Below are 20033 nucleotides of genomic sequence, written 5' to 3' on the forward strand. Positions count from 1 at the left end.
CTCTTTGCGTAACGAAAGAGGGCATGCTTGTGCGGTTGATCAAGTCGGCGTGACGGAAGTCTCCAAGGTAGTCGGGGCGTGTTTATCGATAGCATAATCAGAGTCCAGCTCGTTACTCTCCCGGATGGTAAAGGTTCGTTTGATGGACACGTCCACACCCTTGACTTCGCTGGGTTCGACATCCGGATTCAAGAGACGTCCCTTGGATAGCACGCTGACCTTGGTGACGTTGGTGGAAGGATCGTGATCGATTTGAAAGGTCGTATCCGTAGCGCTGAACAGATAAGGCTCTTTCAGAACCGCATGGCTGTTCAAGTCGACTACACCTGGCCCGGTCGCTCCCTGATGGGCTACTTCGGAGATCCTGGCACGCAGTTCCGGATCGGGAATGGCAGCTTCAAAGCGGTCTATGCTGTTTCTCATAAGAAGATCAGCGGTTTCTGCCGAGACTTCATTCCCTGTTTGGCGGAGTTCGTTTAATTGCATGTTGATGTTGATTTCCGTGCGACTTTCCCCGTTATTTATGATGTAAGGGTTACGGCGTACATCTTTGATAAAGGGCGATGCATAGTCGCTGCTGCCATATTCCGAGGGGCCGGCGGTTTCTGCAGCTAGAACTTCAAAGTCGGATTTTTTGTCGATTGACCAGTTAACGTTGAATTTCGTTTTGTCGCCGCTTGGATCGCGGAAATTTTTAGTGGCGAGGTCAAACTCGGCTCCATCATTGATTTGCAAATACTGATCGACGGCCTCGGCCCCTTTCATCACATTGCCTTCGACGTCGCGAAATTGTGTAGCGAAGTTGGCAGGGTGCCTTGCTTCATCGCTGGGGGCGGGTAAGGGCGCACGTCTCCAAGGCAGTCTGATGCCGCCATCTCCCTTGGCAGGCGCCCACTCGCCATCACCAAAAGAGTGAACGATCATCACCTGTTTTCGGGTTCCGGGATCAATGATCTCTACACGGTTGTTGCTCAGTTTGAAATTGCTTTTGATCTCATAGACCTCGGGAACACCTGTCGCATCGGTATAACGAATGTACCAGCGGTCTTCCCCGGGGGTTGGCCCCTTGACCCGGTAAATACCTTTGGCGTTGCGCGGGGCATTTTCAATCACCTGCTCACCGTTCGGCACTGCATGCTGGCTGATCTTTCCCGATTGGCTTGGGCGTATCCGGTCGACTTCTCCAGTCGGTGGCAACTGAATGTCTCCTGTTGCTCCACCGGACGCAGGTTCGGCGGGCATGCCATCGATAGTGTTCGAAGCCTTGGGTGGGCGTACCAATTCCACATCGCTTGTTTCAGGGTTGAACCTCCAATTGTAAAGTTCTGCATTCAGCGCATTAGAAAGGCCGGGCAGATCACCTTCCCCAAGCTCTTCCGCACCTGGTACCAGTTCGTGTGCCAATTGCAGCCCCGATATCACGGCCGCAGCATTTCCGCCAACGCGATCCTCTGCCGTCATGCCATAGGTGCCATCATGAATGCCAAAGACAATGTTGCCAGCGTTGCCAATGACGGGAACGTAGCCGAAGGTATTCCCCCAGAATTCTCTGGCTGCTTTCCAGGATTGTTGCGAGGAGCCAAACACTTCTGTCTGGTCGGCCCATACCGAATTTTTTGTGTTTATGTCCTGGTATTTATCGGCTAGTCCGTTGTTCAGGTCGCCATATTTAAGTTGATAGTCAGCGCCTCGCGCACGAGTGTAATTAAATGCCTCAGATACCGGTATGGATTGGTCTGAAAGCAAGTTTTTATACCCCTCAAGGTGAGCATTTTCGCCTGAAATCAGGTTGTCGAGAACTTCACCTGCCTTCGGCCAATGTGCGTCTTTTCCTCCTTGTCTATCCTTGGTATTTAAACTTTTAAGCACGCTGTCACGATGGTCTTTGGCCCAGCTGGCAAAGTCCTTGTCCCCGTGTATTTCGCGGATGATGCCGTTTTTCAAGTCGACCATCACTCCCTTGTTGGGCCTATTGTTGTAATCGCCGTCGTAGGGGGTGTAAGGAATAAATGCATGCCCTGCCAGTGGGTAGCCGTATATGTTGGGGATTATAACCTGCCCATTTTTATCCAATGTCCGGTTAATGGCTTCCTGACCTTCAGGGCTTAGGCTGTTGAATGCGCTTTTAACACTGCGCAGGCTTTGTAAGTTTCCCTGTAGAAGATAGATGTCTGCTTTTCCTGATCTTTTTGCCAGTTCTCCCGAGGCGTCTCGCATTGGCGCTGCTACGGTCGTTTCCCACCTATTTTGGAGGCTTTTGCCCAGCGACTCCAAGTCACTCACCGTACTCCTGTCTTTAGGGTCGATATTCATGAAGTTAAAGTTGATCGGCCCACCGCGCTCTACTTTATCGTGCAGCAGTGCGCCTGCTGCAATTTCCCATGCATAGTAAGTGCGTTTCTCTGAGGCGCTTAAATTCTCGGGAGTACCCCGCCCTACATAGGACTCGAATGTCACCGTGATTTTTTTATGCGGGTCGTATCCGGCTGCCAACAAACCAGCACTGAAGTAACCTGCGGGTTCCATGAATTGACGAGCATCCTGGTATTTAATATTCCTTTCGCCTTCTTTACCGGACTCGATATCCTTAATCTTCCAATCTACGCGATACGCATATTCTTTGACACGCTTCTCCCGTTCTTGCATAGAAGCGCTGTCCTTGGGCGGAGTTACGCGCCACCCATAAATGACACCGTTGTAATTACCCGGTTTAAGATCTTTTTTTTGCGTGTGGCCGTTTATTAACCCGCCAATATAAAATTTCTTGCCGTGCGGAGTATTGCCTCCCGGGTCCGGAGGGGCGATTGAGCGACGGACTCGATTCCGCGCGGGTTCTTGTTCTGCGGAGTACGCTTTTGGATCCAGGGCGTAGGCTGTTGATGAAGGATCAGCTGTCGAGGAAAATTGCAGTGGGGGGGGAGTCAGTTTTTGCATTGGCGGCTCGATTTACTTAGTGGTTTTTAAGCTCTATCGTTGATCATCTATGTGCTGCCAAGCGGCAATGATTTCAAACTGCTGTGCATTAGCAGGCATCGTACCGAGAACCTCGAAAAAGCCACATTTTTTCAAACTAAGATGGCAGTGACTTTAGTTACGTGGCCACGTGGATGCATCGAGTTCCCTTTATACAATTGGATTGGGCGCGTAGCGTAACCCTTAAGCTTATTCCTATGGAGCGGAAGAAATTTTTTTACGCGCAAGCAGCGTAAGCATGTTTCATGGCTGTCTGAGTTGGGGCACTTGCCATTTGAGTCTTACTGCTGCGGTTAGTGAAACTCTGCCTGCATGGCCTTCGAGAGCGGCGATGTGAGTAGTGATTTTATTCTGGCCGTGTGGGGGCTGATTGGCGACATAAGAACTGTCCAAAAAAAAGCGCAGCCTTTGAGGCTGCGCCGTTTCTAATGCTGCAAACTGTTTACTGCAAGACTTCAATCACCCCATCAGCACTCATACTGACCTGACTGGTACCTGCCTCCACTTCCGGCGTCGGTGCTGAATCCATCATGGCCGCCTTCATCATCATTCCGCCACGGGCATAAGGTTGTGGGTAGCCATTGGTGTTGAAGTTCAAGTTGACAATCTTGTAGCCCTTGCCGCCCAGCGCATCGGTGGCCAGTTGCGCGCGTGCTTTAAACGCGGCGACCGCGTCCTTGAGCAGGGCGTCTTCGCTGGCCTTGCGCGTGGTGTCGGCGATGGCGAAGTCCATGTTTTCCATTTTCAGGGTATTGAGCAACTCGCCGGTGAGTTTGGACAGCGCCGGGAAGTCCGCGCTTTCCAGGCGCAGTTCGGCGCGCTCGCGCCAGCCGGTGATCTTCTGGTTCTTGTTGTCGTAGATCGGGTAGCTGTTACGGCTGCCCTGGCGCAAGGTCACGCCTTGGACTTCGCGCGCCTGGCCCAGGGCCTTGTTCATGGTGGTGGTGATTTCGGCGGCGAGCTTGGCCGGGTCGGCGTTCTGGGACTCGGTGTAGAGGGTGACGATCATCTTGTCGCGGGCCACTTCCTGGCTGACCTCGGCGCGCAGGGAAATCTGGTTGTAATTCAGTGCATCGGCGGCCAGTGCCGGAAGGCTGGCCAGGGCGCTGGCGCTGAGGGTGAGAACAACTGCACTGCGAGTGAAACGAGACATGGAAGCTCCTTAGGGTGTTCGTATCGGTATGACTGTAGACGGTGGTGTCGGGTTCTTCGGGTTTACACATTCGCTACACATCGGGTAATCGCCGACGAACGGTCATTTGCCCGGCCTGCGGCAAAGAGCCACACGCGCCATGCCAGGGCGCCTGCTTCGTTTATACTCCTGCCGATCCGCCTGCAGCGCTCATCGGGAGAGCTCATGCTCGCCGCCGTAAAACTGACTTCCGCCACCCGCCAGAACCTATGGCGCCTGACGTTCATTCGTACCCTGGTACTGGCCGCGCAGGCCGGTTCGGTCGGGCTCGCCTATTGGTTCGACCTGCTGCCGCTGCCGTGGCTGCAATTGGGCGTGACCCTGGGTTTCTCCATCGTGCTGTGTGTGTTTACCGCCATTCGGTTGCGCACCACCTGGCCGGTGACCGAGCTGGAATACGCCCTGCAATTGGCCTGCGACCTGTTTATCCACAGTGTGTTGCTGTATTTCTCCGGCGGTTCCACCAACCCGTTCGTTTCTTATTACCTGGTGCCATTGACCATCGCAGCAGTGACCTTGCCGTGGCGTTATTCGGTGGTGCTGTCGGGTATCGCCCTGACCCTGTACACCCTGCTGCTGGCTCGGTTCTATCCGTTGCAAACGTTCCCCATCGCCCGAGAAAACCTGCAGATCTACGGGATGTGGCTGAGCTTTGCCCTGTCTGCCGCCGTGATCACCTTCTTTGCCGCGCGCATGGCCGAAGAGCTGCGCCGCCAGGAAGAACTGCGCGCCATTCGCCGCGAAGAAGGCCTGCGTGACCAGCAACTGCTCGCCGTCGCCACCCAGGCCGCCGGCGCGGCCCATGAATTGGGCACGCCGTTGGCGACCATGAGCGTGCTGCTCAACGAAATGACCCAGGACCATCACGACCCGGCGCTGCAAGAGGATCTCGGCGTGCTGCGCGAACAGGTCAAGCAATGCAAGCAAACCTTGCAGCAACTGGTACGCGCGGCTGAAGCCAATCGCCGCCTGGCGGTCGAGATGCAGGACGTGACCCAGTGGCTCGACGAAGCCCTGAACCGCTGGCACCTGATGCGCCCCGAAGCCAGCTACCGTTTCCATCTGCTGGGGCAGGGGACCGTGCCGCGCCTGGCGCCACCGCCGGACCTGACCCAAGCCTTGCTCAACCTGCTGAACAACGCCGCCGACGCCTGCCCCGAAGGCCTGGAAGTCCGGCTGGACTGGGATGTGGATGACCTGACGATCAGCATTCGCGACCATGGTGCAGGCGTGCCGCTGGCCATCGCCGAGCAGATCGGCAAACCTTTCTTTACCACCAAGGGCAAAGGCTTCGGCCTCGGCCTGTTTTTGAGCAAGGCCAGCGTGACCCGCGCGGGCGGCTCAGTGAAGCTCTATAGTCATGAGGAAGGCGGTACGCTCACCGAGCTGCGCCTGCCCCGTGTCGCACGAGGAGATATCGATGAGTGACGAGATCCAAGTCGAAGGCGAAGAACTGCCGCACCTGTTGCTGGTAGATGATGACGCCACGTTTACCCGCGTGATGGCGCGCGCCATGAGCCGTCGCGGTTTTCGTGTGAGCACCGCCGGCTCCGCCGAAGAAGGCCTGGCCATCGCCCAGGCCGACCTGCCGGATTACGCCGCGCTCGACCTGAAAATGGATGGCGATTCCGGCCTGGTGCTGTTGCCGAAGCTGCTGGAACTCGACCCGGAAATGCGTGTGGTGATCCTCACCGGTTACTCCAGCATTGCCACGGCCGTCGAGGCTATCAAGCGCGGTGCCTGCAACTACTTGTGCAAGCCGGCGGATGCCGATGATGTGCTGGCCGCATTGCTGTCCGAGCACGCCGACCTCGACACCCTGGTGCCGGAAAACCCGATGTCGGTGGACCGCCTGCAGTGGGAACACATCCAGCGCGTCCTCACCGAACACGAAGGCAATATCTCCGCCACTGCCCGCGCCCTGGGCATGCACCGGCGCACCCTGCAACGCAAGCTGCAGAAGCGTCCGGTACGCCGCTGAACCTAAGCTGAACAGCCTGCTTCAGGCCGCACGGAACCCTGAACCGATCACCTATGATCGGTTCAAACGCCTGCCTTCCTCCCTACGAGCCTGAACGATGAATCAGAACGCTGAGTACTCCGCGGTCAATGACGCTGTGCGTGGGCAATTTTTTCGCCGAACCTGGGCGATGATCACGCCTTATTGGCGAAGTGAAGAGAAGGGCAAGGCCTGGTTGTTGCTCGCCGTGGTGATTGGCCTGTCGCTGTTCAGCGTGGCCATTTCCGTGTGGCTCAACCACTGGTACAAGGACTTCTACAACGCCCTGGAAAACAAGGACACCGCGGCCTTCTGGCAACAGATCGGTTATTTCTGCGGTATCGCCACGGTGGCGATTCTCGGCGCGGTCTACCGTCTCTACCTCACCCAGATGCTGACCATTCGCTGGCGTGCCTGGCTCACCGAAAAGTATTTTGCCCGCTGGCTTGGCAACAAGAACTACTACCAGCTCGAGCAGGGCGGCTACACCGATAACCCGGACCAGCGGATTTCCGAAGACCTCAACAGCTTTACCCTGAACACCCTGAGTCTTGGCCTTGGGCTGTTGCGCAATGTGGTCAGCCTGGTGTCGTTCTCCATCATTCTGTGGGGCGTGTCGGGCAGTATTGAAGTGTTCGGTATCACCATCCCCGGCTACATGTTCTGGTGTGCATTGGTCTATGCCGGTGTCGGCAGTTGGCTGACCCATCTGATCGGTCGTCGTTTGATCGGCTTGAGCAACCAGCAGCAACGCTTCGAAGCGGACTTGCGTTTCTCCATGGTGCGGGTGCGGGAGAATGCCGAGAGTATCGCCCTGTACAACGGCGAACCTAATGAGCATCAGCGGTTGAGCGCGCGGTTCGGAAAGGTCTGGCATAACTACTGGGACATCATGAGGGTGTCCAAGCGCCTGACGTTCTTCACTGCCGGCTATGAACAGATTGCGATCGTCTTTGCGTTTATCGTGGCTGCCCCGCGCTACTTTTCCGGCAAGATCGAACTGGGCGAGCTGATGCAAATCAACTCGGCGTTCGGCAATGTGCAGGGCAACTTCAGCTGGTTTATCAGCGCGTACGCCGACCTGGCCGGCTGGCGCGCGACCAGCGACCGTCTACTGAGTTTTCAGCAGGCCATGCGTGAAAACGAGCAACGCCCAGCTGCCATCGACGTCAGCGCTGAAGGCGAGCGTCTTGTGGTGCAAGGTCTGGGCTTGAACCTGGTGGATGGTCGCCACCTGCTGACCGACGCCAACATGATCGTTGAACCGGGCCAGCGCGTCATGCTCAGCGGCCGTTCCGGCAGCGGCAAAAGTACCTTGCTGCGCGCCATGGGACATCTCTGGCCGGCTGGTCACGGCAGCATTCGCCTGCCGGTCAGGCGTTACCTGTTCCTGCCGCAGAAGCCTTACCTGCCGATCGGCACGCTCAAGGCGGTGTTGAGTTATCCACAGGACGACAGCGTCTATTCGGCAGAACGTTATGCACAGGTCCTGGAAACCTGTCGCCTGCCGCACCTGGTGGAGCGACTGGACGAAGCCAACCATTGGCAACGCATGCTCTCGCCCGGCGAGCAACAGCGCCTGGCCTTTGCCCGTGCCTTGTTGTTCGCGCCGCAATGGCTGTACATGGACGAGGCGACGTCGGCGATGGATGAAGAAGATGAGGCGACGTTGTATCAGGCGTTGATTGATGAATTGCCGGGGTTGAGCATTGTCAGCGTCGGCCATCGCAGCAGCCTCAAGCGCTTCCATGGGCGGCATGTGCGGATCGAGGGTGGATGGCTTCAAGAGCAACCTGTGGCCTGAGGCCCCTTGTTCTGGAGAATGGTGCCCAACAAAAAGCCCGGTTGATCAGCGATCAACCGGGCTTTTCTATTGCTTGAAAATAATTTACTTCTTCAAGCCGTAATGCTCATCCAGCATGCCTGGGGCGTTTGGCGTTTTTGGCGCGTAGTCCCGTGGCGGCTCCTGGTTTTCCCGGGGTGGAGTCAGGCGTTCCCGTGGAGTTTGCGGTGCATCGGAATGCAGCGCGGCCAGCAGGCGCTGGCGGGTGATGTCGTCGAGGGCCAGGCGGTTTGCGCCATCGGCGAGGTGATCCTGTACTTCCTGGTAGCTCTGGGTGAGTTTCTTGACCAGGGTCGCGGTGCTGTTGAAGTGGGTAACAACCTCGTTCTGATAACTGTCAAAACGTTCCTGGATGTCATCCAACTGACGCTGCGTGCGGTTAGGCGCGGCATTCGGCAGCAGGCGGGCAACCAGGAATCCAATGGCGACACCGGCAACCAAGGCGAGAGTCGGCAACAACCAAACTAAGAGCGAGTGTTCCACGAGTCCTTCCTCTATAAACGGCTTTGCTTTACGTTAACGGCTCAAACCTGCGCTGTATACCGCGATTAAGCTCGCAATGATGCCATGCACAGACTTTTAGCTAGACGAGTCGACCCTTTGAGAGGTCACGGAGTTCATTCCTTGCTCATGCGTGAAACCCCCGTTTTGATCGATGGCCCGGTAGGCCAATTGGAAGCCCTGTACCTGGATCACCCCGAGCCACGTGGCCTGGCGCTGATCTGCCACCCTAATCCGGTGCAGGGCGGGACCATGCTCAATAAAGTCGTTTCGACCCTGCAACGCACGGCTCGCGATGCCGGGTTGATTACTTTGCGTTTCAATTACCGTGGCGTCGGCGCGAGTGCCGGCACCCACGACATGAGCACCGGTGAAGTGGACGATGCCGAAGCGGCTGCCACCTGGCTGCGTGAAAAGCACCCCGACCTGCCGATCACCCTGCTCGGTTTTTCCTTTGGCGGCTACGTGGCGGCCAGCCTCGGCGGCCGCCTGGAAGCCAAAGGCGAAAAGCTCGCGCACCTGTTCATGGTCGCCGCGGCGGTGATGCGCCTGCGCGATACCGATGTGCTGCCCCACAGCTGCCCGTTGACCTTGATCCAGCCGGAAACCGACGAAGTGGTCGACCCGCAAACCGTCTACGACTGGTCCGCCGCCTTGAAACGCCCCCATGAGCTGCTGAAAGTGGCAGAATGCGGGCACTTTTTTCATGGCAAGCTCACCGATCTCAAGGATCTGGTGCTGCCGCGCCTCTCGAATTGATAGCAGTCTGATAAGCGATTACCCATGACGACTCGTACCCGTATCCTCACCGGCATCACCACCACCGGCACGCCGCACCTGGGCAACTACGCCGGTGCGATCCGCCCGGCGATCCTGGCCAGCCAGGATGCCAATGCCGATTCCTTCTACTTCCTGGCCGACTACCACGCCCTGATCAAATGCGATGACCCGCAGCGTATCCAGCGCTCGCGTATGGAAATCGCCGCGACCTGGCTGGCCGGTGGCCTGGATGTGAACCGGGTGACCTTCTATCGTCAGTCCGACATCCCGGAAATCCCCGAGCTGACCTGGCTGCTGACCTGCGTCGCCGCCAAGGGCCTGCTCAACCGCGCCCATGCGTACAAGGCCTCGGTGGACAAGAACGTGGAGACCGGCGAAGACCCGGATGCGGGCATCACCATGGGCCTGTACAGCTACCCGGTGCTGATGGCGGCGGACATCCTGATGTTCAACGCGCACAAGGTGCCGGTGGGCCGCGACCAGATCCAGCACGTGGAAATGGCCCGCGACATTGGCCAGCGCTTCAACCACCTGTTCGGCAACGGTAAAGAATTCTTCACCATGCCCGAGGCGCTGATCGAAGAAAGCGTTGCCACCTTGCCGGGCCTGGATGGCCGCAAGATGTCCAAGAGCTACGACAACACCATCCCGTTGTTCACCAGCGCCAAGGACATGAAAGACGCCATCTCGCGGATCGTCACCGACTCCCGCGCGCCCGGCGAAGCCAAGGACCCGGACAACTCGCACCTGTTCACCCTCTACCAGGCATTTGCCAGCAAGGCCCAGGAAGAACAGTTCCGCGGCGAGCTGCTGCAAGGCCTGGGCTGGGGCGAGGCGAAGAACCGTCTGTTCCAGCTGCTTGACGGTCAGCTCGGCGAAGCGCGCGAGCGTTACCACCAGTTGATGTCGCGCCCGTCGGACATGGAAGACCTGTTGCAGGTCGGCGCCAGGAAAGCCCGTGCCGTAGCCGCGCCATTCCTGGCCGAGTTGCGTGAAGCGGTGGGCCTGCGTTCGTTCGTCAACCAGGCTGCGGCGCCGGTCGCGACCAAGAAGAAAGCCGCGAAAGCCGCGCGTTTCGTGAGCTTCCGTGAAGACGACGGCAGCTTCCGCTTCCGCCTGTTGGCCGCCGATGGCGAGCAACTGCTGCTGTCGCGCAATTTTGCCGATGGCAAGGCGGCCGGCGCGGTGACCAAGCAACTGCAAAGTGGCGCTGCGCTGGATGTACGCAGCGAAGCCCTGAGCTTCAGCGTATGGCTGGACGGCGCCGCAGTGGCCGACAGCGCCGCGTTCGCCGATGCCGCATCCCGTGATGCCGCCATCGAAGCCTTGCGCATCGCGTTGACCCCAATCGAGGATTAACCCGACCAAGGGTTGATTGCCATTATCCAGGGCCGTCGTTACAGTGACGGCCCGTTTTTGTTGCCTTGCTAACGAAATTATGACGCCCCTAGAACGATACCAAGCTGATCTGAAACGCCCTGAATTCTTCCATGACGCGGCCCAGGAAACGGCGGTGCGTCATTTGCAGCGCCTGTACGACGACCTGGTCGCGGCCTCACAGAGCAAGCCGGGGATGCTCAGCAAGCTGTTCGGCAAGAAAGACCACGTGCCGGTCAAGGGTCTGTATTTCTGGGGCGGCGTGGGCCGGGGCAAGACCTACCTGGTCGATACGTTCTTTGAAGCGCTGCCGTTCAAGGAAAAGGTACGGACACACTTCCACCGCTTCATGAAGCGCGTGCACGAAGAGATGAAGACCCTGCCGGGTGAGAAAAACCCGCTGACCATCATCGCCAAGCGTTTTTCCGATGAAGCGCGGGTCATTTGCTTCGATGAGTTCTTCGTCTCCGATATCACCGATGCCATGATCCTCGGCACCCTGATGGAAGAGTTGTTCAAGAACGGCGTGACCCTGGTCGCCACCTCGAACATCGTGCCCGACGGTTTGTACAAGGACGGCCTGCAACGTGCGCGCTTCCTGCCGGCCATCGCGCTGATCAAGCAGAACACCGAGATCGTCAACGTCGACAGCGGCGTCGACTACCGCCTGCGTCACCTCGAACAGGCGGAGTTGTTCCATTTTCCGCTGAACGAAGCGGCGCACGAAAGCCTGCGCAAAAGCTTCCGCGCCCTTACGCCGGAATGCACCCAGGCGGTGGAAAACGACAAGCTGATGATCGAGAACCGCGAAATCATCGCCTTGCGTACCTGCGATGACGTGGCCTGGTTCGAATTCCGCCAACTGTGCGACGGCCCGCGCAGCCAGAACGACTACATCGAGCTGGGCAAGATCTTCCACGCGGTGATCCTCAGCGGCGTGGAGCAGATGAGCGTCACCACCGACGACATCGCACGACGGTTTATCAACATGGTCGACGAGTTCTACGACCGTAACGTCAAGTTGATCATCTCGGCGGAAGTCGAACTCAAGGACCTGTACACCGGCGGGCGCTTGAACTTCGAATTCCAACGGACATTGAGCCGTTTGCTGGAAATGCAGTCCCACGAGTTCCTGTCGCGCGGGCACAAACCCTAAGACCGATGTAGGTCAAGTGTGGGGGCTTGCTCCCGATAGCGGTCTTTCAGTAACAGATGCACTGACTGATCCACCGCTATCGGGAGCAAGCCCCCTCCCACATTTGCCTACGCAGCCTGTTGGAATTGCTGGCGGTATTGGTTCGGCGATAACTCGGTGTGTTGGCGAAACAACCGCGCAAAGAAACTCGCATCGTCGTAACCCACCTCATAACTGATGGTCTTGATGCTCTTGCGGCTGCCCGAGAGCAGGCCCTTGGCCGTCTCGATGCGCAGTCGTTGCAGGTAATGCAGCGGCTTGTCGCCGGTGGCGGTCTGGAAGCGGCGCATGAAGTTGCGGATGCTCATGCCGTGTTCCCGGGCGACGTCTTCGAAGCGGAATTTGTCGGCGAAGTGCTCCTCGAGCCAATGCTGGATCTGCAGGATGATCACGTCCTGGTGCAGCTTCTGGCCGCCAAAACCGATACGCCCGGGTGAATAGCTGCGCTGCACTTCGTAGAGGATGTCGCGGGCCACGGCCTGGGCGATGTTGGCGCCGCAGAAACGTTCGATCAGGTAGATATACAGGTCGCACGCCGAGGTGGTGCCGCCGGCGCAATACAGGTTGTCGGCGTCGGTGAGGTGCTTGTCCTGGTTGAGCTGGACCTTGGGGAAGCGTTCGCTGAAGGCGTTGAAGAAACGCCAGTAGGTGGTCGCCTCCTTGCCATCGAGCAGGCCGGCTTCGGCCAGCCAGAACACCCCGGTGGCTTCGCCGCAGAGTACCGCGCCCCGTGCATGCTGTTCGCGCAGCCATGGCAGCACTTGCGGGTAGCGCGCGCACAGGGCATCGAAGTCATCCCAGAAGGCTGGTAGCACGATGATGTCGGCGTCTTCCAGGCCGCTGTCCACCGGCATGATCACGTCACTGAAGCTGCGCACCGATTTTCCGTCGGGGCTCACCAGGCGTGTTTCGAACGCTGGAGTCAGGCCCAGGCCTTGCTGTTTGCCATAGCGCAGGCTGGCGAGATGGAAGAAATCCTTGGCTTGCATCAGGGTTGAAGCGAATACCCGATCAATGGCCAAAATGCTGACGCGCCGCAATGGCGTGGAGATTTGGTTAGACATAATTTCATTTATTCTTATAGGGGAAAGTGGTCACCAGACGGCTGGATCGTCTTATTTTTTGTCGCATGTGTCCAGTGTCCTGTGACGCCATCGGGGCATAGGCTCTGTGGGTTCGTCCTTGTCCGACAATCCACGCAGGTGACCCATGATTCCGAGAACCTTGTTCAGCCCGGAGCACGACCTCTTCCGCCAGAGCGTGCGCACCTTTCTTGAAAAAGACGCTGCACCGTTTCACGGGCAATGGGAGAAGCAGGGCTACATCGACCGTAACCTGTGGAGCAAGGCGGGGGAGGCGGGGATGTTGTGTTCCCATCTGCCGGAGGAGTACGGCGGGCTGGGCGCGGACTTTCTCTACAGCGCGGTAGTGATCGAAGAGATCAGCCGCCTGGGCCTGACCGGCATCGGCTTTTCCCTGCATTCGGACATTGTCGCGCCCTACATCCTGCATTACGGCAGTGAAGCGCTGAAGCTCAAGTACCTGCCCAAGTTGATCTCCGGTGAGATGGTCACGGCCATCGCCATGACCGAGCCAGGGGCCGGGTCCGACTTGCAAGGGGTCAAGACCACCGCCGTGCTGGACGGTGATGAGTACGTGATCAATGGCTCCAAGACCTTTATCACCAACGGGTACCTGGCTGAGCTGGTGATCGTGGTCGCCAAGACCGATCCCAAGGCCGGTGCCAAGGGCACCAGCCTGTTTCTGGTGGAGGCCGATACGCCCGGCTTCGCCAAGGGCAAGCGCCTGGAGAAGGTCGGCATGAAGGCCCAGGACACCTCGGAGCTGTTCTTCCAGGACGTGCGGGTGCCCAAGGAAAACCTGCTGGGCCAGGCCGGCATGGGCTTCGCCTACCTGATGCAGGAGCTGCCCCAGGAGCGTTTGACGGTGGCAATTGGCGCACTGTCATCCGCCGAGGCTGCGCTGCAGTGGACCCTGGAATACACCCGTGAGCGCAAGGCGTTCGGCAAGGCGATTGCCGACTTCCAGAACACCCGTTTCAAGCTGGCGGAGATGGCCACGGAGATTCAGATCGGCCGCGTGTTCGTCGACAAATGCATGGCGCTGCACCTGGAAGGCAAGCTGGATGTGCCCACTGCCGCGATGGCCAAGTACTGGGCCACGGACCTGCAATGCAAGGTGCTGGATGAGTGCGTGCAGTTGCACGGGGGCTACGGCTTCATGTGGGAATACCCGATTGCGCGGGCGTGGGCGGATGCGCGGGTGCAGCGGATTTATGCGGGGACCAACGAGATCATGAAGGAGATCATTGCGCGGGCGCTTTGAGTGCTGTGTTGTTTGTGAGGGCCCTATCGGGGCGGTGCGACGATTCGACTTGCCCCCGATAGCGGTCTACAGATCAATCAAGGCGCAGGATTCGGATGATCCTTCTGAATCGCCTCAATCCCTTCCAACACCTCTTTCGACAGCTTCAGATCAGCACTGGCGATGTTGCTGTCCAGTTGCTCCAGCGACGTTGCGCCAATAATGTTGCTGGTCACGAACGGTTGTTGGGTCACAAACGCCAACGCCATCTGCGCCGGATCCAGGCCATGCTCCCGCGCCAGTGCCACATAACGGCTGCACGCCGCCTCCGACTGCGGGTTGAAGTAGCGGCTGAAACGGCTGTACTCGGTCAGGCGCGCCTTGGCCGGGCGTGCGCCACCTTCATACTTGCCACTGAGCATGCCGAACGCGAGGGGCGAGTAAGCCAGCAGGCCGCATTGCTCACGGATGGCCACTTCGGCCAGGCCCACTTCAAAGCTGCGGTTGAGCAGGTTGTAGGGGTTCTGGATCGATACCGCGCGGGGCCAGCCACGGGCTTCGGCCAGGGCCAGGAATTTCATGGTGCCCCACGGGGTTTCATTGGACAGGCCGATATGGCGGATCTTGCCGGCCTTGACCTGCTCGTCCAGGGCTTCGAGGGTTTCCTCCAGCGGGGTGAGGTGGTCTTCGTCCTTGTGCTTGTAGCTCAGTTGGCCGAAGAAGTTGGTGCTGCGCTCCGGCCAGTGCAACTGGTAGAGGTCGATCCAGTCGGTTTGCAGGCGCTTGAGGCTGGCGTCCAGTGCCTCGACGATGTGCTTGCGGTTGTGGCGCAGGTGGCCATCGCGGATGTAGTCGATGGTGTTGCCGGGGCCGGCGATCTTGCTGGCGAGGATCCAGTCGCCGCGGTCGCCGCGACTTTTGAAGTAATTGCCGATATAGCGTTCGGTGGTCGCGTAGGTGTCGGCCTTGGGCGGCACCGGGTACATTTCCGCGGTGTCGAGGAAGTTGATCCCCGCCGCCTTGGCCCGTTCGATCTGCGCGAAGGCCTCTGCCTCGCTGTTCTGCTCGCCCCAGGTCATGGTGCCCAGGGCTATCGCGCTCACGTTCAGATCCGTACGGCCCAGCTGTCGATAATCCATCGGGTACTCCTTCAGGGAAAACAATCATAAAAGCAGGTTGAATTTTTTTTCGCAATCTGCATAATTGCCCACCTCTTTCTGCAGTGGAAGTGATGCGCCGCCTGCCGAAGAATCTTGCCGTTGAACGGACGCGCCGACCCGAGCCCCCGATAGCGTCTGTATCCGGCTGCCTTTGACTTGTCAAAGTAAGCACTATTCAGTAAGATCCGCCGTCTAATTTACAGGGCGGCCCCTGAGGCTATTAAAGAATGACAACTTTTACTGCAAAACCGGAAACAGTTCAGCGCGACTGGTTTGTCGTCGACGCCGCTGGTCAGACCCTGGGTCGTCTGGCCACTGAAGTCGCCAGCCGTCTGCGTGGCAAGCACAAGCCTGAGTACACCCCTCACGTTGACACCGGTGACTACATCGTGATCATCAACGCTGAGCAGGTACGTGTTACCGGCAACAAAGCGCAAGACAAAATGTACTACCGTCACTCCGGTTTCCCAGGCGGTATCAAGTCTTCCAACTTTGAAGGCCTGATCTCCAAGAAGCCTGAAGCCCCGATCGAAATCGCGGTCAAAGGCATGCTGCCGAAGGGCCCACTGGGTCGCGATATGTTTCGCAAGCTGAAAGTCTATGCGGGCGCTGTACACCCTCATGCTGCTCAGCAGCCCCAAGAACTGAAGTTTTAACGGAATAGTTCATTATGTCGGCGACTCAAAATTACGGCACTGGCCGTCGCAAAACCGCAACCGCACGCGTTTTCCTGCGTCCGGGCACTGGTAACATCTCGATCAACAACCGCACTCTGGACAACTTCTTCGGTCGCGAAACTGCCCGCATGGTAGTTCGTCAGCCGCTGGAATTGACCGAGACTGTTGAAAAGTTCGACATCTACGTCACCGTTATCGGTGGCGGTGTAAGTGGTCAAGCTGGCGCAATCCGCCACGGTATCACTCGCGCTCTGATGCAGTACGACGAAACCCTGCGTGGCGCTCTGCGCAAAGCTGGCTTCGTGACTCGTGATGCCCGTGAAGTTGAACGTAAGAAAGTCGGTCTGCGTAAAGCGCGTAAGCGTCCGCAGTACTCGAAGCGTTAATTCGCTTTACGTTCCACAAAAACGCCCAGCCTCCTTACGGAGCTGGGCGTTTTTTATTGCCTGCGATTTATGCACATTTTTCACCGTGACAACTTGCCACATCCGTAGACCCCCTATACTACAAGGCCTGGAGGCGGAGCCCCGGGCAATTCCCTTGTCAGACGTGGGGCTTTTCATTACCATTCGGCAAAATTTTTATAAGTTCAGATTTAATACTTAGTAGACGCCTGATTTAACAGGCCAAAAAGCTGATGGGAGAGGACTGAATGAGCAATGACGGCGTGAATGCAGGCCGGCGTCGCTTCTTGGTAGCAGCCACATCCGTGGTGGGTGCTGCAGGAGCGGTGGGGGCTGCGGTCCCGTTCGTGGGGTCATGGTTTCCCAGTGCCAAGGCGAAAGCCGCAGGTGCACCGGTGAAGGTGAATATCAGCAAGATCGAACCAGGCCAGCAGATGATTGCTGAGTGGCGCGGCCAGCCGGTATTCATTGTTCGTCGTACGGAGGAAATCCTGGGAAATCTGAAAAAGATCGAAGGCCAGTTGTCTGACCCCAAATCTGAGAAATCCGACCAACCCGCCTACGCCAAAAACGAAGCACGTTCGATCAAGCCAGAGATTCTGTTGCTGGTCGGCCTGTGTACCCACTTGGGATGCTCACCCACCTTCCGCCCGGAAGTTGCTCCAGTCGATCTGGGTAAAGACTGGGTCGGTGGTTATTTCTGCCCCTGCCACGGCTCCCACTACGATCTGGCGGGACGCGTCTACAAGTCCCAGCCCGCGCCCTTGAACCTGCCCGTGCCTCCGCATACCTACGAAACTGACGACCTCATTGTCATTGGCCTCGATAAGGAGAACGCGTGATGAGCAAGTTCATGGATTGGGTCGATGCACGCTTCCCCGCTACTAAAATGTGGGAAGACCATCTCAGCAAGTATTACGCGCCAAAAAACTTCAACTTCTTCTACTTCTTTGGTTCCCTGGCACTGCTGGTGCTGGTCAACCAGATCGTCACCGGTGTCTGGCTGACGATGAGCTACACCCCGTCGGCGGAAGAGGCGTTTGCTTCCGTCGAATACATTATGCGTGACGTCGAGTACGGCTCGATCCTGCGCCTGCTGCACTCCACCGGCGCTTCAGCGTTCTTTATCGTGGTCTACCTGCACATGTTCCGTGGCCTGCTCTACGGTTCGTACCAGAAACCACGGGAGCTGGTGTGGGTGTTCGGCATGCTGATCTACCTGGCGCTGATGGCGGAAGCCTTCATGGGCTACCTGCTGCCATGGGGCCAGATGTCGTACTGGGGCGCCCAGGTGATCATCTCGCTGTTTGGTGCGATCCCGGTCATCGGCAACGACCTGACCCAGTGGATCCGCGGTGACTACCTGATCTCCGGTATCACCCTGAACCGCTTCTTCGCCCTGCACGTCGTGGCGCTGCCCATTGTGATCCTGGGCCTGGTGGTGCTGCACATCCTGGCGTTGCACGAAGTGGGTTCCAACAACCCGGATGGCGTGGACATCAAGAAGCACAAGGACGAGAACGGCATCCCGCTGGATGGCATCCCGTTCCACCCGTACTACACCGTGAAAGACATTGTCGGCGTGGTCGTGTTCCTCTTCGTGTTCTGCTCGATCGTGTTCTTTTTCCCGGAGATGGGCGGTTATTTCCTCGAGAAGCCTAACTTCGAACAGGCGAACGCCTTCAAGACACCTGAGCACATTGCCCCGGTCTGGTACTTCACGCCGTTCTACGCGATCTTGCGGGCGATCCCCGACAAACTCATGGGCGTCATCGCCATGGGCGCGGCCATTGCGGTGCTGTTTGTGTTGCCGTGGCTCGACCGAAGCCCGGTCAAGTCCATGCGCTACAAAGGCTGGCTGAGCAAAATCTGGCTGTGGGTGTTCTGCATTGCGTTCGTGATTCTGGGCGTGTTGGGCGTATTGGCGCCGACCCCTGAGCGTACGCTGCTGTCGCAGGTCTGCACCTTCCTGTATTTCGCCTACTTCATTCTGATGCCGTTCTACACCCGGCTCGAGAAGACCAAACCGGTTCCGGAAAGGGTGACTGGCTGATGAAAAAATTATTCGTTGCATTGATGCTTGCGGCGCTGCCGCTACTGTCCTTCGCTGCCGAGCACGGCGGCCCGGAACTGGAAAAAGTCGATATCGACGTGTCTGACAAGGCGGCTATGCAAGACGGCGCGCGTACGTTCGCCAACTACTGCATGGGCTGCCACAGTGCCAAGTTCCAGCGTTACGAGCGGGTAGCCGATGACCTCGGTATCCCCCATGAAATGATGCTGGAGAAGCTGGTGTTCACTGGTGCCAAGATCGGCGACCACATGAATATCGGCATGAAGCCTGCCGACGCCAAGACCTGGTTCGGCGCAGCACCGCCTGACTTGACCCTGGTGGCACGTGTACGCGGCACCGACTGGCTCTACGGCTACCTGAAATCCTTCTACGAGGACCCGGCGCGCCCTTATGGCGTGAACAACCGTGTGTTCCCGAACGTCGGCATGCCTAACGTTCTGGTCGGCCTGCAAGGCAAGCAAGTGGTAGGATGCAAGCAGGTTCAGGTCGTCGAAGACGGCAAGAAGCAATATGATCCGTTGACCGGTACGCCTCTGACTCATGAAGCGTGTGATCAACTGAAGATAGAAACCCCTGGTTCGTTGACTGACGAGCAGTTTGACGAGAAGGTCAAGAATCTGGTGACCTTCCTGGCCTATTCGGCCAACCCGGTCAAACTGCAACACCAGCGCATCGGGACGTATGTCTTGCTGTACCTGGCTTTCTTCTTCGTATTCGCTTATCTGCTTAAGCGCGAATACTGGAAGGATGTGCATTGATCCAACCGTAAGCAATTGCTGTTAATCTTGCGCGCCCAGCGGCATCTCTAACCCGCAGCGATCTGGACTTTCCAGAGGCTGCAGAGATGCTTTCTGGGCGCGCTCGTTTTTGAGCTTTCCATAATTTCAACAAGCGAGGAGGACCGCCATGGGCGTGACCAATCGGTTGGCCTGTTACTCCGACCCCGCCGACCACTATTCCCACCGAGTACGCATCGTACTCGCAGAGAAGGGTGTCAGCGCCGAGATCATCAGTGTGGAGGCGGGTCGTCATCCGCCGAAACTGATCGAAGTGAACCCTTACGGCAGCTTGCCCACCCTGGTCGATCGTGACCTGGCGTTGTGGGAGTCAACCGTGGTGATGGAATATCTGGATGAGCGTTACCCGCATCCGCCTTTGCTGCCGGTGTATCCGGTGGCCCGTGCCAACAGCCGCCTGCTGATCCATCGGATCCAGCGAGATTGGTGCGGGCTGGTGGATTTGATTCTGGATACCCGCAGCAAAGAAGCCGCTCGGGTGCAGGCGCGCAAGGAATTGCGCGAGAGCCTGACCGGTGTTTCGCCGTTGTTCGCCGATAAACCTTTTTTCCTCAGCGAGGAACAAAGCTTGGTGGATTGCTGCCTATTACCCATACTCTGGCGTTTGCCGATTCTGGGCATTGAACTGCCACGGCCGGCCAAGCCGTTGCTTGATTACATGGAGCGCCAGTTTGCGCGTGAGGCTTTCCAGGCAAGTCTGTCTGGGGTCGAACGCGATATGCGCTAAGGCTTAAGG

The 20033-nt window shown here is 57.9% G+C and carries 18 protein-coding genes; 13 read left to right on the forward strand and 5 right to left on the reverse strand.

Features of this window, described 5'->3' with window-relative positions:
* Positions 1-39 precede the first annotated feature (39 nt).
* Both BM416_RS07290 and BM416_RS07295 read right to left on the reverse strand, forming a co-directional pair.
* Positions 40-2934, reverse strand: a complete 2895-nt coding sequence (locus tag BM416_RS07290) for a hypothetical protein (protein WP_256577468.1) — start codon at positions 2932-2934, stop codon at positions 40-42.
* 481 nt (positions 2935-3415) lie between these two features.
* Positions 3416-4126 (reverse strand): SIMPL domain-containing protein, encoded by a 711-nt coding sequence (locus tag BM416_RS07295; RefSeq protein WP_092486940.1) that lies wholly within the window; start codon positions 4124-4126, stop codon positions 3416-3418.
* A gap of 204 nt (positions 4127-4330) precedes the next feature.
* Here BM416_RS07295 and BM416_RS07300 point away from each other — a divergent pair, with 204 nt between their 5' ends.
* The 3 genes from BM416_RS07300 (at position 4331) to BM416_RS07310 (ending at position 7968) form a co-directional block, all read left to right on the forward strand.
* Positions 4331-5593, forward strand: a complete 1263-nt coding sequence (locus BM416_RS07300; RefSeq protein ID WP_027604851.1) for an ATP-binding protein — start codon at positions 4331-4333, stop codon at positions 5591-5593.
* On the forward strand, positions 5586-6146 hold the full coding sequence (locus tag BM416_RS07305) for a response regulator transcription factor (RefSeq protein WP_010565532.1): 561 nt from the start codon (positions 5586-5588) through the stop codon (positions 6144-6146). The genes BM416_RS07300 and BM416_RS07305 overlap by 8 nt, the downstream gene beginning before the upstream one ends.
* 97 nt (positions 6147-6243) lie before the next feature.
* The gene (locus BM416_RS07310; RefSeq protein ID WP_092486943.1) at positions 6244-7968 is read left to right on the forward strand and encodes an ABC transporter ATP-binding protein/permease; all 1725 of its coding nucleotides are present in this window, start codon (positions 6244-6246) and stop codon (positions 7966-7968) included.
* 84 nt (positions 7969-8052) lie between these two features.
* On the opposite strand, the gene BM416_RS07315 is transcribed toward BM416_RS07310, so the two are convergent.
* Positions 8053-8490, reverse strand: a complete 438-nt coding sequence (locus BM416_RS07315) for a Z-ring associated ZapG family protein (RefSeq protein ID WP_003171734.1) — start codon at positions 8488-8490, stop codon at positions 8053-8055.
* 147 nt (positions 8491-8637) lie between these two features.
* On the opposite strand from BM416_RS07315, the gene BM416_RS07320 reads away from it, so the two are divergent.
* The 3 genes from BM416_RS07320 to zapE all read left to right on the forward strand — a co-directional run bounded on the left by BM416_RS07320 (position 8638) and on the right by zapE (position 11821).
* A complete protein-coding gene (locus tag BM416_RS07320; RefSeq protein WP_065924314.1) occupies positions 8638-9267 on the forward strand; it encodes an alpha/beta hydrolase in 630 nt (209 codons plus the stop codon).
* A 24-nt stretch (positions 9268-9291) separates the two neighbouring features.
* A complete protein-coding gene (locus BM416_RS07325) occupies positions 9292-10647 on the forward strand; it encodes a tryptophan--tRNA ligase (RefSeq protein WP_092486946.1) in 1356 nt (451 codons plus the stop codon).
* A 79-nt stretch (positions 10648-10726) separates the two neighbouring features.
* Complete coding sequence (gene zapE / locus BM416_RS07330; protein ID WP_027604847.1) at positions 10727-11821, forward strand: cell division protein ZapE; 1095 nt, start codon at positions 10727-10729, stop codon at positions 11819-11821.
* A gap of 107 nt (positions 11822-11928) precedes the next feature.
* Here zapE and BM416_RS07335 read toward each other — a convergent pair whose 3' ends face one another.
* Positions 11929-12849 (reverse strand): GlxA family transcriptional regulator, encoded by a 921-nt coding sequence (locus BM416_RS07335; protein WP_175539052.1) that lies wholly within the window; start codon positions 12847-12849, stop codon positions 11929-11931.
* 220 nt (positions 12850-13069) lie between these two features.
* Between BM416_RS07335 and BM416_RS07340 the strand changes: the two genes are divergently transcribed.
* Positions 13070-14206, forward strand: coding sequence for an acyl-CoA dehydrogenase family protein (locus tag BM416_RS07340; RefSeq protein WP_092486952.1), 1137 nt, complete (start codon positions 13070-13072; stop codon positions 14204-14206).
* Positions 14207-14283: 77 nt separating this feature from the next.
* Here BM416_RS07340 and BM416_RS07345 read toward each other — a convergent pair whose 3' ends face one another.
* Complete coding sequence (locus tag BM416_RS07345) at positions 14284-15324, reverse strand: NADP(H)-dependent aldo-keto reductase (RefSeq protein ID WP_092486955.1); 1041 nt, start codon at positions 15322-15324, stop codon at positions 14284-14286.
* Between the two features lie 248 nt (positions 15325-15572).
* Between BM416_RS07345 and rplM the strand changes: the two genes are divergently transcribed.
* From rplM to BM416_RS07375, 6 genes are all read left to right on the forward strand, one after another.
* The gene (gene rplM / locus BM416_RS07350; protein WP_003171742.1) at positions 15573-16001 is read left to right on the forward strand and encodes a 50S ribosomal protein L13; all 429 of its coding nucleotides are present in this window, start codon (positions 15573-15575) and stop codon (positions 15999-16001) included.
* A 14-nt stretch (positions 16002-16015) separates the two neighbouring features.
* The gene (rpsI, locus tag BM416_RS07355; protein WP_003171743.1) at positions 16016-16408 is read left to right on the forward strand and encodes a 30S ribosomal protein S9; all 393 of its coding nucleotides are present in this window, start codon (positions 16016-16018) and stop codon (positions 16406-16408) included.
* A gap of 266 nt (positions 16409-16674) precedes the next feature.
* A complete protein-coding gene (gene petA / locus BM416_RS07360; RefSeq protein WP_027604843.1) occupies positions 16675-17268 on the forward strand; it encodes a ubiquinol-cytochrome c reductase iron-sulfur subunit in 594 nt (197 codons plus the stop codon).
* Positions 17268-18479 (forward strand): cytochrome b, encoded by a 1212-nt coding sequence (locus BM416_RS07365; RefSeq protein ID WP_003171746.1) that lies wholly within the window; start codon positions 17268-17270, stop codon positions 18477-18479. The genes petA and BM416_RS07365 overlap by 1 nt, the downstream gene beginning before the upstream one ends.
* Positions 18479-19258: a cytochrome c1 gene (locus BM416_RS07370; protein ID WP_027604842.1), complete on the forward strand. Its 780-nt coding sequence runs from the start codon at positions 18479-18481 to the stop codon at positions 19256-19258. The genes BM416_RS07365 and BM416_RS07370 overlap by 1 nt, the downstream gene beginning before the upstream one ends.
* Before the next feature lie 148 nt (positions 19259-19406).
* Entirely contained in the window at positions 19407-20024 is a 618-nt protein-coding gene (locus BM416_RS07375; protein ID WP_049710008.1) for a glutathione S-transferase N-terminal domain-containing protein, read from the forward strand.
* Positions 20025-20033 lie beyond the last annotated feature (9 nt).

It is taken from the genome of Pseudomonas sp. NFACC42-2 (genome assembly GCF_900116055.1).
Taxonomy (GTDB): domain Bacteria; phylum Pseudomonadota; class Gammaproteobacteria; order Pseudomonadales; family Pseudomonadaceae; genus Aquipseudomonas; species Aquipseudomonas marginalis.

Bases quoted from the DNA above. Each gene is read 5' to 3' on its own strand.
- BM416_RS07300 (WP_027604851.1), top strand. From the start codon at position 4,331: ATGCTCGCCGCCGTAAAACTGACTTCCGCCACCCGCCAGAACCTATGG.
- BM416_RS07320 (WP_065924314.1), top strand. From the start codon at position 8,638: ATGCGTGAAACCCCCGTTTTGATCGATGGCCCGGTAGGCCAATTGGAA.
- BM416_RS07325 (WP_092486946.1), top strand. From the start codon at position 9,292: ATGACGACTCGTACCCGTATCCTCACCGGCATCACCACCACCGGCACG.
- BM416_RS07295 (WP_092486940.1), bottom strand. From the start codon at position 4,126: ATGTCTCGTTTCACTCGCAGTGCAGTTGTTCTCACCCTCAGCGCCAGC.
- BM416_RS07365 (WP_003171746.1), top strand. From the start codon at position 17,268: ATGAGCAAGTTCATGGATTGGGTCGATGCACGCTTCCCCGCTACTAAA.
- BM416_RS07375 (WP_049710008.1), top strand. From the start codon at position 19,407: ATGGGCGTGACCAATCGGTTGGCCTGTTACTCCGACCCCGCCGACCAC.
- BM416_RS07340 (WP_092486952.1), top strand. From the start codon at position 13,070: ATGATTCCGAGAACCTTGTTCAGCCCGGAGCACGACCTCTTCCGCCAG.
- BM416_RS07310 (WP_092486943.1), top strand. From the start codon at position 6,244: ATGAATCAGAACGCTGAGTACTCCGCGGTCAATGACGCTGTGCGTGGG.
- zapE (WP_027604847.1), top strand. From the start codon at position 10,727: ATGACGCCCCTAGAACGATACCAAGCTGATCTGAAACGCCCTGAATTC.
- petA (WP_027604843.1), top strand. From the start codon at position 16,675: ATGAGCAATGACGGCGTGAATGCAGGCCGGCGTCGCTTCTTGGTAGCA.
- BM416_RS07305 (WP_010565532.1), top strand. From the start codon at position 5,586: ATGAGTGACGAGATCCAAGTCGAAGGCGAAGAACTGCCGCACCTGTTG.
- BM416_RS07290 (WP_256577468.1), bottom strand. From the start codon at position 2,934: ATGCAAAAACTGACTCCCCCCCCACTGCAATTTTCCTCGACAGCTGAT.
- BM416_RS07370 (WP_027604842.1), top strand. From the start codon at position 18,479: ATGAAAAAATTATTCGTTGCATTGATGCTTGCGGCGCTGCCGCTACTG.
- rpsI (WP_003171743.1), top strand. From the start codon at position 16,016: ATGTCGGCGACTCAAAATTACGGCACTGGCCGTCGCAAAACCGCAACC.
- rplM (WP_003171742.1), top strand. From the start codon at position 15,573: ATGACAACTTTTACTGCAAAACCGGAAACAGTTCAGCGCGACTGGTTT.
- BM416_RS07345 (WP_092486955.1), bottom strand. From the start codon at position 15,324: ATGGATTATCGACAGCTGGGCCGTACGGATCTGAACGTGAGCGCGATA.
- BM416_RS07335 (WP_175539052.1), bottom strand. From the start codon at position 12,849: ATGCAAGCCAAGGATTTCTTCCATCTCGCCAGCCTGCGCTATGGCAAA.